The organism is Streptomyces caelestis, assembly GCF_014205255.1.
Lineage (GTDB): Bacteria > Actinomycetota > Actinomycetes > Streptomycetales > Streptomycetaceae > Streptomyces > Streptomyces caelestis.
Genome location: NZ_JACHNE010000001.1, coordinates 3,605,316 through 3,618,391 on the forward strand (window position 1 = coordinate 3,605,316; position 13,076 = coordinate 3,618,391).

Below are 13,076 nucleotides of genomic sequence, written 5' to 3' on the forward strand. Positions count from 1 at the left end.
CCGAGCGGCCTGCGCTCTACCCACGCAGTCGTCCTCCGCAGTGCGGCCATGGGCTCGCCCCTCTTCGCACGTACAGCTTCTTCGCGCGGTACGTCTGTTCCGCTGCCGGGGCGTCCTGGGGGCGGCCCTTGCCGCCGAGGGCCTGCCAGGTCTGGGTGTCGAACTGGTAGAGGCCGCCGTAGGTGCCCGAGGAGTCGACCGCGTCGGGGCGGCCGCCGGACTCGCAGGCCGCGAGGGCCTGCCAGTCGAGGTGGTCGGCGCCCCGCACGGACGTGGGCCGCGGTTTGGTGCCGACCTTCACCACTTGCGGGCGAGGTTCGCGCACCACCTCGGACCGGATCCGGCGCGGCTTCTGCTTGACGCCGTTGACGGTGCGCAGGGAGTAGGTGATCCGGCGCAGGCCGGGCCGGCCCGCCTCTTCGACGACCTCCGTGCCGCGGAACAGGGTCGGGTCGTCGGTCCGCCGCACCTGGAACGGGATCTGCTCCTCCCGGACCTCCTTGCCGTCGGTGATGCGCAGCACCGTGACGGTCTGCCCGTCGCGCGGGAAGCTCCCCTGCGGGACGGACGTGGTGTCCTGGCCGCGCAGGGTGATCCCGGCCTTCTCGACGGCCTCCCGCACGGTCGCCGCGTTGGTGCGGACGGTGCGGGCCCGGCCGTCCGCCATGATCGTGACCGTGCGCTCGGTCCGCACGTCCAGCGCGAGCCCTTCCCGCCCGATACGCCGGGAGCGCGACATGGACACGTACGCGCCCTCCTGACGCACCCCCAGCTGCCGGAGCGCCCCCTCCACGGTGTGCGCCGTCGTCCACACCTCGCTCCGCTGTCCGTCGAGGGTGAGCCGCACGGGCCGGCCGTAGTGCACGGCGACTTCGTCACCGCTGGTGATCTCCGTGCCGGGTCCGGGCGCCACCACGTCGTGGGCGCCGACCTCGACGCCCTCCTCCGCCAGCAGCTCGGTGACGTCGTCGGCGAAGGTGTGCAGCGTGCGCGCCGTGCCGTCGACGTTCAGCTCGATCGCCTTGTCCTTGGCGACGAACGCCGTGGTGCCGCCCGCCAGGAAGGCGACGACCAGGGCCTGCGGGAGCAGCCGCCGCATCGAGCCGTCACCGGGTCGCTCGACGTAGCGCCCCTTGCGCCGGCGCGCGGACCGCCGGTGCGAGCCGGTGCGAGCCGCGGCGCGGGCTTCAGCGCGCGTTGTGCGCGCGCCGGTCGCGGGTGGTGCCGCATCGTCGTCCGGGACGCCTTGCCGGGGCAGTCCGGGCAGGGGCGGCACCTCGTAGGCGGGCCGGTAGGCGTCCTCATAGGCGACGGGCGCCCCGGGCGTCCCGTACCCGAGCAGGTCGGCGGGCGGCGCATCGAAACCGCCGTAGCCCGGGTCCGCGTAGGCCGGGCCGTCCGCGTAGGCCGGGCCATACGCCTCGTACGCCTCGAATGTCTCGTACGTCTTGTAGCTCTCGTATGTCTCGTACTGCGAGTTGCTCACGCCGACACGCTCCAGGGGCCGGAGGGGGTCCAGAGGGGTCCGGATCGGGCCCCCAGAACCTAGCGGAGCGTTCGTCACTCTCCAAAGCGACGCGACTACGCACAGTAGTACGGCGCGCTCGGGTCAGTAGCCGAAGGCCCGCGCCGTGTTCGCCGCGAGAGCCGTCGCCAGCGTGTCCTCGTCGACGCCGCGCACCTCGGCCATGGCCCGCACCGTGATCGGCACGAGGTACGGGGCGTTGGGCCGGCCGCGGTACGGCACCGGCGTGAGGAAGGGCGCGTCCGTCTCCACCAGCAGCAGCTCCGGCGGGGCCACCGCCACCGCGTCCCGCAGGTTCTGGGCGTTCTTGAAGGTGACGTTGCCGGCGAAGGACATGAAGTAGCCCGCGCCCGCGCAGATCCCCGCCATCTCGGCGTCGCCGGAGTAGCAGTGGAAGACGGTCCGCTCGGGGGCGCCCTCCTCCTTCAGCACGCGCAGGACGTCGGCGTGGGCGTCGCGGTCGTGGATGACCAGGGCCTTGCCGTGCCGCTTGGCGATCTCGATGTGGGCGCGGAAGGACCTCTCCTGCGCCTCCTTGCCCTCGGGCCCGGTGCGGAAGTAGTCGAGGCCTGTCTCACCGACGCCTTTGACCTGGGGCAACGCGGCCAGCCGGTCGATCTCGGCGAGGGCGTCGTCCAGGGCAGCCTGCCCGCCCGGTCCGCGCGCGCCCTGCCTCGACCAGCCGTCGGGATCGCCGTGGACGATCCGCGGAGCCTCGTTCGGGTGCAGGGCGACCGTCGCGTGGACGGCGTCGTACGCGGCCGCCGTCTCGGCCGCCCAGCGGGAGCCCTTGAGGTCGCAGCCGACCTGCACGACGGTCGTCACTCCGACGGATGCCGCCTTCCCCAGCGCCTCCTCGACCGTGGCGGACTGCATGTCCAGATGGGTGTGGGAGTCGGCGACCGGCACCCGGAGGGGGTCCGGGAGCGGGGGCGCGGCGTGCTTGCCGGAGTCGTTCGAAGGCATGCCCCGATCCTACGAAAGGGGTACGCCCTCCCCGATGGGGGAGGACCGGGGAGGGCGTCGACAAGGGGAGCCGGACGGGTCAGCTCGCCTTGCGCTGGAAGGGGTGCAGCAGGTCGGACAGGTGCCAGTGGTGGTCGTCGCGCTCCTCGCGTGCGCCCTGCGCCCCGGGCGCTTCCACAGGCCCGGCGGGCGGCGGCACGCGGTCGGGCCGGTGCGCCGCGTTGCGCGCCGTCTCGACCCGCCCGGGCCGCATGATCCGCAGGAGGTGCCCGTCGCAGTTCTGGCACGTGGGCTTGCTCAACGGGGAGGGCACGACGATGCCGTCCGCCACGTAGAGGACGAACTCGTGTCCCGCGGCGTCCGTGTGGTGCTCTATCTCGTAGGACTGCTCCCAGCCGTACCCGCAGCGCATGCAGGCGAAGGAGTACGACTCGTTGACGACGGCGTTCGCGCCGGCGCGGAGCCCGGTCTGCCCTGCGTTCTCACTCATGCCAGCTCCTGTTCCGCTGTGGCGTGAGGACGATTCCGTCCCCGAACCCAGTGGACTCCTCAGCCGGACCGAAGACGGCAGACCTGTCGACTGTTGGCGCTGTTTTGGGGGTTCCTTGCCTCAGCGCCCGTCGCCTTTGCCCGCCCATGGGATGCCGCGCCCCGAAGGGGCGCGGGGCTGTATCCATGTGCGGCTCCGCCGCGTGGGCGCGACCAGCCACAGACAACCGTCAGCCGGCGTTCTTCGCGGCAACCACCGCATCAAAGACAACCCTCTTCGGCACCCCGGCCTCCACCGCCACCGCGGCGATCGCCTCCTTGCGCCGCTCCCCGGCCTCCTCCCGCACCCGGACCCGCCGCACCAGCTCCTCCGCCCCGATCTCCTCGGGCCCTCGCTCCGGCGCCCCCTCCACCACCACGGTGATCTCCCCGCGCACACCCTCCGCGGCCCAGGCCGCCAGCTCCCCCAGCCCCCCGCGCCGTACTTCCTCGTACGTCTTGGTCAGCTCCCGGCACACCGCGGCCCGCCGCTCCGCCCCGAACACCTCGGCCATCGCCGCGAGCGTGTCGTCGAGCCGGTGCGGAGCCTCGAAGTAGACGAGCGTGCGCCGCTCCCCGGCCACCTCCCGCAGCCGCCCCAGCCGCTCCCCCGCCTTGCGCGGCAGGAACCCCTCGAAGCAGAACCGGTCGACGGGCAGCCCGGACAGCGCGAGCGCGGTGAGCACGGCGGACGGCCCGGGCACTGCGGTGACCCGGACGTCCCGCTCGACGGCGGCGGCGACCAGCCGGTACCCGGGGTCGGACACGGACGGCATCCCCGCGTCCGTGACGAGCAGCACCCGCGCCCCGCCCACCAGTTCCTCGACCAGCTCCGGCGTCCGCGCGGACTCGTTGCCCTCGAAGTACGACACCACCCGCCCCTTGGGTGTGACGCCGAGCGCCTGGGTCAGCCGCCGCAGCCGCCGCGTGTCCTCGGCGGCGACGACATCGGCTCCGGCCAGTTCCTCGGCGAGCCGGGGCGGGGCGTCCGCGGTGTCGCCGATGGGGGTGCCTGCGAGTACGAGGGTTCCGGTCACGCCCCCCATCCTCCCAGGGGCGGCGGATGGGGACGCATACCGGCCATGCACGGGACTCACACAGCACGGTTCCCTACGATGGCGCGGTGACCAGTACCGCGTCCTCCACGGACACCCGGCAGGGCCAGGCGCCGCACGAGCAGCGGCCGTCCTGGCAGCAGCGGCTGCGCCGCTTCGGCTACCAGCAGCCACGAAGCGACGCCCGCGACGTCCGTGACCGGCTGGTGCCGCCGTACACCGAGCCCGGCCCGCGCCTGTGGGCCGCGCTCGGCATCCCGCGCACGCTCGCGGGGCGACTGGTGCGCTGGTCGGGCTGGATCGGCCCGCTGCTCGTCACCGTGCTGGCGGGGGTGCTGCGGTTCTGGAACCTGGGCAGCCCCAAGGCGGTGATATTCGACGAGACGTACTACGCCAAGGACGCGTGGGCGCTCGTCCACCGCGGTTTCGAGGTCAACTGGGACAAGAACGCCAACGACCTGGTTCTCTCGTCCGGCGGGCACGTCACCATCCCGACGGACGCGGCGTACGTCGTGCACCCGCCGGTCGGCAAGTACGTCATCGGGCTCGGCGAGCTGCTGTTCGGTTTCGACCCGTTCGGCTGGCGGTTCATGACGGCGCTGCTCGGCACGCTGTCCGTGCTGCTGCTGTGCCGGATCGGCCGCCGGCTGTTCCGCTCCACGTTCCTGGGGTGCCTGGCGGGCGCGCTGATGGCGGTGGACGGCCTGCACTTCGTGATGAGCCGCACGGCACTGCTCGACGGCGTGCTGATGTTCTTCGTGCTGGCCGCGTTCGGCTGTCTGCTCATCGACCGGGACAAGGCCCGCGAGAAACTCGCCGCGGCACTCCCGGCGGACGCCGACGGCCGGGTCCGCCCCGACCGGCACGTCGCCGAGACGGCCCGCCTGGGATGGCGCCCCTGGCGCTGGGCGGCGGGCCTGATGCTGGGCCTGGCCTTCGCCACCAAGTGGAACGGCCTGTACATCCTGGCCGCGTTCTGCCTTCTGGCGGTCCTGTGGGACGTCGGTTCGCGCCGGGTCGCGGGCGCGCGGCACCCGCACTCGGCCGTGCTCAGGCGCGACACGGGCCTGGCGTTCCTCGCCACGGTCCCGGTCGCGATCGTCACCTACGTGCTGTCCTGGACCGGCTGGATCCTCTCCCCCACCGACGGCTCGGGCGGCTACTTCCGCAACTGGGCCGCGACCGACGGCAAGGGCGGCAACTGGACCTTCCTGCCCGACTGGCTGCGCAGCCTGTGGCACTACGAGCACCAGGTGTACGAGTTCCACGTCGGCCTGTCCTCGCCGCACACCTACCAGTCCAACCCGTGGAGCTGGCTGGTCCTGGGCCGCCCGGTGTCGTACTTCTACGAGTCCCCCGCGCCCGGCCGGGACGGCTGCCCCGCGGACGCCGGCGAGAAGTGCGCCCGCGAGGTCCTGGCCCTCGGCACGCCGGTGCTGTGGTGGGTCGCCTGCTTCGCGGTCCTCTACGTCCTGTGGCGCTGGCTGCTGCGCCGCGACTGGCGCGCGGGCGCCATCGCCTGCGGCATCGCGGCCGGCTACCTGCCCTGGTTCATGTACCAGGAGCGCACGATCTTCTTCTTCTACGCCATCGTCTTCCTGCCCTTCCTGTGCCTGGCGGTGGCCATGCTCCTCGGCGCGATCATCGGCCCACCCCGCTCCTCCGACACCCGTCGCGTCGTCGGCGCGACGAGCGCGGGCGTACTGGTCCTGCTGATCGCGTGGAACTTCATCTACTTCTGGCCGCTGTACACGGGCACCGCCATACCGATCGACGACTGGCGGGCTCGGATGTGGCTGGACACCTGGGTCTAGGTGCAATACCAGTGATTTAGGTGGTTTTCCGGCGGGTCGGCCTGGGCTTCGTCGGCCCGACCAGGGCTGCGCGGGGTGCGTCCGGCCGGGACGGATTGCGGTGCTCGCTCCTCTTGAGTTTCCAGTTGGACATCTTGCGTTTGATGACGCGGGGGTTGGCGCGTAACCGGCGGGGAGGCAGAGGACGTTCGCGGATCTCACGCAGTGCCGTGGCCAGGGCCCTGGTCAGCCGGGAGGGGGGAAAACGCCGCCTGGTCGGTGACCTGGCGGCGGACGATGCGCAGGGTGCGGGTGAAGGAGATCCGGTCAGGATCGTGCTCCGCCTGCTGCGCGGCTTGGTGCATCAGGTCTCGCAGGGCGTGGTGCACCAGGAGGAAACCGAAGATCTCCTGTTCGACGCCGGCCGGATGCTGGGAGCGCAGGACCATGCGGGGTCCGCCCTGGTGGGTCTTGATCTCGTCCAGCGTGTTCTCGATCTCCCACCGCTGGGCATAGAGAGCGGCCAAGGCGGTGGCGGATGCGGCCTTCGGGTCCAGGATGGTGGTGATCAGCCGGTAGACCGTGCCGCCGGGGATCAGGGTGTACTCGATGACGCGGACGGCGGCGGGGTCTTGGCGGCGGTTCTTGTCCCGGGCGGCGACGATCTCGGAGAGGTAGGAGCCGTCCTCCAGCAGGGCCCGCACCGGCAGCACGGCGTCATTCTTGACCCGCCACAGCAGGTCGGCGCCGGTCGCTGCGGCGGCCCGCCACAGGTCGAAGCCGCGAAAGCCCCGGTCGGCCAAGAGCAGCATGCCCGGCCTCAGCGCCGTGAACAGGCGCTGGGCCAGCTCAGTTTCATGGACGGCCAAAGGGCCCGCCTCAGCCGCGAAGACGGCGTGGGTGCCGCACTCGACCAGCGCGGCCACCCTCGCTTGCGGGTAGGCGCTCTTCTCCTGTCCCCGGCTTGTGCCCGGGCGGCCGAAGAAAGCCGCATTGGCCTCGGTGTCCGGCACGTCGAAGGTAGTGCCGTCCACCGCGACCAGCCGCCAGCCCCGGTACCAGGACCCGCTCGTCTCCTCGGTCGCCACCGGATGGCACACCCGGTCGAACAGGGCCCGCAGCGGTTCCGGGCCCAGCCGCAGCCGGGCCCGGCCGATTGCCGCGGTGGTCGGCACCCGCCACGTTCCCTTCCACCGGCCCATCCGCTCCAGACCGTGGGTGAGGAGCCGCGCGACCTCCTCGTATCCCTGCCCGGCAAACAGGCACATGGCCAGCACGAAATAGACGACCACCCGGGCCGGCAGCAGCCGCTGCCTCTGCTCGGCCCGGCCGCACTCCGCGATCACCTCGTCCACCAGCTCAGGCGGAAACGCCCGGGTCAGCACCCCAAGCGCAATCCGATCCGAGAACCGCTCGCTTGCTGAGGACTTCACCTGTCCGGGCCTTGGCACACCCCACCCAACGATCGGAAGACAGCAAAGTCACCGGCATTGGGTCTAGGTGGGCGGACGCACCATTGGCCCGACGCCCGCGCCGGGCCATCCTCGTCTTGTTTCACGAGATGATCGCGTCATGACTGAGATCGTCTTGATGTCCGACGCGAGAGTCGCAGCCGTGCCTGTTCAGGAGTGTGGTGAACGGCTCGTCGATGTGCGACGGGACAAATCTTTGCTGGTCGATGAGCGAAAGCGGCAGGACCCCGCGGGTGCCTTCGCCCACCTGCGGCAAGGAGTGCAGGTCCGTTGAGCAGGTCCGCTCGGCAGCCAGCCGCTACGTGTCCCCGCCTGAGATCGCACCCCACAGTGCCGGCGCAGCCGTTGACCTGACGCTCGCAGACGCCGACGGCCGTGAACTCGACATGGGCACCCGCATGAACGCGACTCCTGAGGAGAGCGCGGGCGCCTGTTACACGCAGGCCGACAACATCAGCCATCAGGCCCGCTCCAATCGAGACGTCCTGGGCACGGCGCTTGGCGCTGCCGGCCTGGTCAACTACCCCACAGAGTGGTGGCACTGGTCATACGGAGACCGTTATTGGGCCTTGACGACAGGAGCGGATGCCGCCTGCTACGGGCCCAAGGATCTGGATTCGGTATGAACCGGGATCGGGTAGTCGAAGCGTTTCGTCTCGAAGCCGGGCAACTCTCGCGGGCGATGACTGAGGTAGCGGAGGCTGAGTGGCGTCTGCCGACGCGGTGTGAACCGTGGAAAGTCGGCGACTTGCTGGCGCATGTTCGGGTGGTGATCGCCTGGCTTCCCGACATGCTGACCGCACCGGCGCCGACCCGCGCCGAGGTCTCGGCAGCGGAGTACTACCGGCCCGACGACCGTTTCGCTCCGGAAACCAACGCGGCTCGCATCGCTCTCGCCCAGGCTCATGCGGCCGAGCAACTGAGTGGCACCGCGCTCGTCGAGGACTTCAAAGCCACGTGGCAGCGTGTGGACCGACTATGCCGGGCTGAGCCGGAAGGGCGTGTGGTTCGCACCAGGCATGGCGATCCGATGCTCCTGTCGGAGTTCCTGCTGACGCGGGTGGTCGAGGTCGCCCTGCACGGCCTGGACCTTGCCGACGCCTTGGGACGCGAGCCATGGCTGACCTCCCTGGCCGCAGACTTGGTACAGGATCTTCTGCTCGACCCGGATGGCGTGTTGGCACTGCAGAAGAAGCTGAGTTGGGGGCAGCTTCGCTTCCTACGCAAGGCGACCGGGCGTGAGCCGATGACAAAGGAAGAAGCGCTTGACGTCGACCGCCTGGGCATCCGGTGGCTCGCGCTGGGGTGAGAACGTCTTTGGAGCGGATCTACAGGGCGCCGGACCCGGAGGACCGTGGTCCGCGAGACCGCTGGACGACGGTCGCGGGGCACATGCTGACATGAGTCGCCTGGTGAAGCCCTCGGCGGATAGCCACTCATGTGGCTGGACACCTGGGTCCAGCTGAGAGGATGGCGCGGATCATCACACGAAACGGGGGGCGAGCATGCTCGTGCTCATACTGTCGGTCGTCGTCCTGCTGCTCATCGGCGGCTGCGTCTGCGTCTTCTGGGCGGCCCGGGGCGACGCCCCGCGCTGGGCACGTGGTGTGGCCAAGGTGACGCTGCTCGGCAGCGAACTGGCCCGCAGTGCGGACGGGAGTTCCCGCTCCCGGCGCGGCGGGGACGACTAGACGAGGAGTCCCAGCACGGTGTCCGGGCCTGGCCCACGTTCGGTCAAAAATCGAAATGCCCGTCCCCTTGGTAACCGCTTCCCCATAGAGTGCTCCCAGGATCGAGCTTTCTGAACGCGTTCAAAGGAGCGTGTGAGGCTCAACGGGGAGGGGACCGCCCAATGGGCAAGGGGGTCAAGACCGCCGTCATAGGCGGCGTGTTCGCGGTGATGGTGGGCGGGGCCGGGTACGGCGTCTTCAACATCGTGAGCGCGCTGAACGGTGACGGGGGCGGCACGAGCGGGGTGGCCGCGGAGAAGAAGTCGGGGCCGCCCGGCAAGGACGAGGTCAAGGAGACCACGGCCGAGTTCTTCGCGGCCTGGGAGAAGGGCGAGGCCGCGAAGGCGGCGTCGTACACGAACAACGACGCAGCCGCCGAGGCGCTGCTCACCGCCTTCGGCGACGACGCGCACATCACCGACGTGAAGATCACGCCCGGCGCGGCGAGCGGCACCACCGTGCCGTACAGGGTGAAGGCGAAGGTGACCTACGGCGGGAAGTCCAAGCCGCTGAGCTACAGCGGCAAGCTGAAGGTCGTGCGCGGCCTCACCACCGGACGGCCGCTGGTGGACTGGCAGCCGTCCGTGGTGCACCCCGAGTTGAAGAAGGACGACACGCTCGTCACGGAGCTGTCGGCCAGCCCGCCCATCGAGGCGGTCGGCCGCGACGGCTCCGAGCTGACGAAGGAGAAGTACCCCTCCCTCGGCCCGGTCCTGGACGCCCTGCGCGCCAAGTACGGCAAGGAGGCCGGCGGCACCCCCGGCATCGAGCTGGCCGTCCGGCACACCGCCGGGAACGCCCCCGACACTCCGCTGCTCACCCTCGCCAAGGGCAAGCCCGGCAAGCTCACGACCACGATCAGCCCCAGCGCGCAGGCGGCGGCCGAGAAGGCGGTCAAGCGGTTCGCCCAGTCGTCGGTGGTGGCCGTCAAGCCGAGCACCGGTGAGGTGCTGGCCGTGGCGAACAACCGTACGGACGGCTTCAACGCGGCCTTCGAGGGCCAGGCGGCGCCCGGCTCCACAATGAAGATCATCACCGCCGCGATGCTCATCGACAACGGCGTGACCTCGATGAACGGCCCGGCACCCTGCCCGCCCAGCGCCGTGTGGCAGGGCCAGAAGTTCGAGAACCTCACCGACATGCAGCCCAACGAGAACGCCACCCTCGCCAACAGCTTCATGCGGTCCTGCAACACCGCCTTCATCAAGCTCATCGACGAGAAGCCGCTCACGGACGCCTCGCTGACCCAGGAGGCCGAACAGCGCTTCGGGCTCGGGCAGGACAACTGGAAGACCGGCATCGTCTCCTTCGACGGCAGTGTCCCCGCGGTCAGCGGCCCGGACCGGGCGGCCGGTGCCATCGGCCAGGGCCAGGTGCAGATGAGCCCGCTGAACATGGCCTCGGTGACCGCGACCGCGATCACCGGCGCCTTCCGCCAGCCCTATCTCGTCTCGCCGAAGCTGGACGACCGGCAGCTGGCCCAGGCCCAGGGCCTGAAGGCGAGCACCGCCGCCCAGCTGAAGCAGATGATGCGGCTCACCGCCACCCAGGGCACCGCCCAGCAGGCCATGGCCGGACTCGGCGGCGACATCGGCGCCAAGACCGGTTCCGCCGAGGTCGACGGGAACGCCAAGTCCAACAGCTGGTTCACCGGGTTCCGTGACGACGTCGCGGCGGCGGCCATGACCGAGGAGGGCGGCCACGGCGGCGACGCGGCCGGGCCGATTGTCGCAGCCGTGCTACGAACAGGCGGCTGATCTCACCCGCGCGGGACGGGACTCTAGGGTGGTGGCCGTCGTTGGGACAGCCGAGGGCAACGGGGACCCTGGGGATTCGTGGAGGAACGAACAGCTGTGGGCAACAGAAGGCGCGTCGCCGAGCGAGGGAAGACGAGGCCCGCCGTGATCGGCGGGCTGATCGCCGTGGTCGTCGGCGGTGCCGGGTTCGGCGCCTACGCGCTGTACGGCGGCGGCGCCTCGGCCGACGACGGCAGCCGGACGGCCTCCGCCGGCCAGAAGCCCGAGGTGAAGACCGGGCCCCTGTCGGCGACCGAGGTCACCACCACCGCCAAGGCCTTCCTCACCGCCTGGCAGTCGGGGAAGGTCACCGAGGCCGCCGCGGCCACCGACGACTCGGCCGCGGCGAAGTCCCTGCTCACCGGCTACACCAAGGACGCCCGCATCAAGGACGTCACCCTCACCCCGGGCACGCCCACGGGCGACAAGGTGCCGTTCTCCGTCAAGGCCACGGTGTCGTACAAGGACACCGAGAAGCCGCTGGCGTACGACAGCACGCTGACCGTCGCCCGCCGCACGAGCGACGGGAAGCCGCTGGTCGACTGGCAGTCGGCGGTCGTCCACCCCGACCTGAAGGACGGTGACAAGCTGGTCACCGGCGAGGCGGGCACGCCCCCGGTCAAGGCGCTCGACCGGGACGGCGGCGAACTGACCACGAAGAAGTACGCCTCGCTCGGGCCGGTCCTGGACGGGCTGCGCGAGAAGTACGGCAAGCAGGCCGGCGGCAAGGCCGGCATCGAGCTCCGGGTCGTGCGCGGGAAGTCGGCCAAGTCGGACGACCTGTCCGACAAGACCCTGCTGGAGCTGAGCCAGGGCACGCCCGGCACGGTGAAGACCACGCTGGACCCGGCCCTCCAGGCGGCGGCCGAGAAGCAGGTCGCGAAGAAGGCCCGGTCGTCGGTGGCCGTGGTGCGGGCCTCCACCGGCGAGATCCTGGCCGCCGCCAACGCCTCGCCCGGCTTCAACACCGCCTTCCAGGGCTCCCTGGCCCCCGGCTCCACGATGAAGGTCATCACCTCGTCGCTGCTGATCGAGAAGGGCCTGGCCTCGGCGGACAAGAAGCACCCGTGCCCGAAGTACTTCACGTACGGGCACTGGAAGTTCCAGAACGACAAGAAATTCGAGATCAAGGACGGCACGTTCAAGGCGAGTTTCGCCCGCTCCTGCAACACGGCCTTCATCAGCCAGGCGCCCAAGCTCAAGGACGACGACCTGACCAAGCAGGCCCAGCAGGTCTTCGGCCTGGGGCTGAACAACTGGGCGATCGGCGTGCCGTCCTTCGACGGCGCGGTGCCGGTGCAGTCGGCGGCCCAGATGGGCGCCTCGCTGATCGGGCAGGGCGGGGTCCGGATGAACCCGCTGAACATGGCGTCGGTGTCGGCGACCGTCAAGTCCGGCACCTTCCACCAGCCGTACCTGGTCTCCCCGGACGTGGACGGCCGCAAGCTCGCGACGGCCTCGCGCACGATGCCGGCGGGCACGCTGTCCCAGCTGCGTGAGCTGATGTCGTACACGGCCGACTACGGAACGGCCGCGGAGGCGATGGCCGGGGTGAGCGGCGACGCCGGCGCGAAGACCGGGTCCGCCGAGGTCGACGGCCAGAAGAAGCCGAACGGCTGGTTCACCGCCTACCGGGGTGATCTGGCGGCCGCGGGCGTGGTCCAGCAGGGCGGCCACGGCGGCGAGACGGCCGGGCCGATCGTGGCGGCGCTGCTGAAGATGGGCGGCTGAGCCGCGAGCTCGAAGCTCAGTGAGTGACCGGTTCCGCGGCGGCCGTGTACGTCCGCCGCAGGAAGCGCAGCAGCGCCTGCCGCTCGAACTGCACCACCGACACTCCCTGCGCGGAGTGGAACTCCACGACGGCCTGCACCCGGCCACACGGCCACACCCGCACCTCACCGCTGCCCGTGGGGGCCCGCAGTCCCTCCTCCAGCAGCCGGCGGTCGAACATCCATTCGCGTGCCCCGGCCCCGGGCAGCCCGATCCGTACGGTGCCCGGGTCCCGCTCGGGGTCATACCGCAGCCTGACCGGAACCGCTTCCTGCTCCGCGTCCAGCGGGAGGGCCGCATCCGTGACGATATGGGCTCGCGCGTACTGCTCGACTACGGACATCCGACGGCCCCTTCACCGTGCGCTGTCTGTGGGGAAACTGTGCGTCCACCCCCCCTCCAATGTCGCATATTTTCCGGATTGCGCCCCCGGAGGCCGGA

Annotated in this window: 11 protein-coding genes and 1 pseudogene; 6 read left to right on the forward strand and 6 right to left on the reverse strand. The window is 70.8% G+C overall.

Annotation, left to right across the window (positions count from 1 at the left end; all coding sequences use genetic code 11):
- Positions 1-16: 16 nt before the first annotated feature.
- The 4 genes from HDA41_RS16235 to rsmI all read right to left on the reverse strand — a co-directional run bounded on the left by HDA41_RS16235 (position 17) and on the right by rsmI (position 4,056).
- Complete coding sequence (locus tag HDA41_RS16235; protein WP_184984619.1) at positions 17-1,486, reverse strand: resuscitation-promoting factor; 1,470 nt, start codon at positions 1,484-1,486, stop codon at positions 17-19.
- 123 nt (positions 1,487-1,609) lie between these two features.
- Positions 1,610-2,491: a TatD family hydrolase gene (locus tag HDA41_RS16240; RefSeq protein ID WP_184984621.1), complete on the reverse strand. Its 882-nt coding sequence runs from the start codon at positions 2,489-2,491 to the stop codon at positions 1,610-1,612.
- A 79-nt stretch (positions 2,492-2,570) separates the two neighbouring features.
- Positions 2,571-2,981: a hypothetical protein gene (locus HDA41_RS16245; RefSeq protein WP_184984623.1), complete on the reverse strand. Its 411-nt coding sequence runs from the start codon at positions 2,979-2,981 to the stop codon at positions 2,571-2,573.
- Between the two features lie 229 nt (positions 2,982-3,210).
- Complete coding sequence (gene rsmI / locus HDA41_RS16250; protein ID WP_184984625.1) at positions 3,211-4,056, reverse strand: 16S rRNA (cytidine(1402)-2'-O)-methyltransferase; 846 nt, start codon at positions 4,054-4,056, stop codon at positions 3,211-3,213.
- Between the two features lie 86 nt (positions 4,057-4,142).
- Between rsmI and HDA41_RS16255 the strand changes: the two genes are divergently transcribed.
- The gene (locus tag HDA41_RS16255) at positions 4,143-5,888 is read left to right on the forward strand and encodes a dolichyl-phosphate-mannose--protein mannosyltransferase (protein ID WP_184984627.1); all 1,746 of its coding nucleotides are present in this window, start codon (positions 4,143-4,145) and stop codon (positions 5,886-5,888) included.
- Between the two features lie 197 nt (positions 5,889-6,085).
- Here HDA41_RS16255 and HDA41_RS16260 read toward each other — a convergent pair whose 3' ends face one another.
- Positions 6,086-7,318 carry an IS4 family transposase gene (locus HDA41_RS16260; RefSeq protein WP_184984629.1) on the reverse strand — a complete coding sequence of 411 codons (1,233 nt, stop codon included), beginning with the start codon at positions 7,316-7,318 and terminating at the stop codon, positions 6,086-6,088.
- A 121-nt stretch (positions 7,319-7,439) separates the two neighbouring features.
- Between HDA41_RS16260 and HDA41_RS16265 the strand changes: the two are divergent.
- The 5 genes and pseudogenes from HDA41_RS16265 (at position 7,440) to HDA41_RS16285 (ending at position 12,596) form a co-directional block, all read left to right on the forward strand.
- A pseudogene (locus tag HDA41_RS16265) lies at positions 7,440-7,965 on the forward strand (M15 family metallopeptidase).
- On the forward strand, positions 7,962-8,648 hold the full coding sequence (locus HDA41_RS16270; RefSeq protein WP_184984631.1) for a maleylpyruvate isomerase N-terminal domain-containing protein: 687 nt from the start codon (positions 7,962-7,964) through the stop codon (positions 8,646-8,648). Before HDA41_RS16265 ends, HDA41_RS16270 begins: the two are co-directional and overlap by 4 nt.
- A gap of 196 nt (positions 8,649-8,844) precedes the next feature.
- Positions 8,845-9,030 (forward strand): hypothetical protein, encoded by a 186-nt coding sequence (locus HDA41_RS16275; protein ID WP_184984633.1) that lies wholly within the window; start codon positions 8,845-8,847, stop codon positions 9,028-9,030.
- 161 nt (positions 9,031-9,191) lie between these two features.
- The gene (locus HDA41_RS16280) at positions 9,192-10,826 is read left to right on the forward strand and encodes a penicillin-binding transpeptidase domain-containing protein (RefSeq protein WP_184984635.1); all 1,635 of its coding nucleotides are present in this window, start codon (positions 9,192-9,194) and stop codon (positions 10,824-10,826) included.
- A gap of 96 nt (positions 10,827-10,922) precedes the next feature.
- Complete coding sequence (locus tag HDA41_RS16285; protein WP_184984636.1) at positions 10,923-12,596, forward strand: penicillin-binding transpeptidase domain-containing protein; 1,674 nt, start codon at positions 10,923-10,925, stop codon at positions 12,594-12,596.
- Between the two features lie 16 nt (positions 12,597-12,612).
- Here HDA41_RS16285 and HDA41_RS16290 read toward each other — a convergent pair whose 3' ends face one another.
- Entirely contained in the window at positions 12,613-12,978 is a 366-nt protein-coding gene (locus HDA41_RS16290) for an SsgA family sporulation/cell division regulator (RefSeq protein WP_184984638.1), read from the reverse strand.
- Positions 12,979-13,076: the final 98 nt, after the last annotated feature.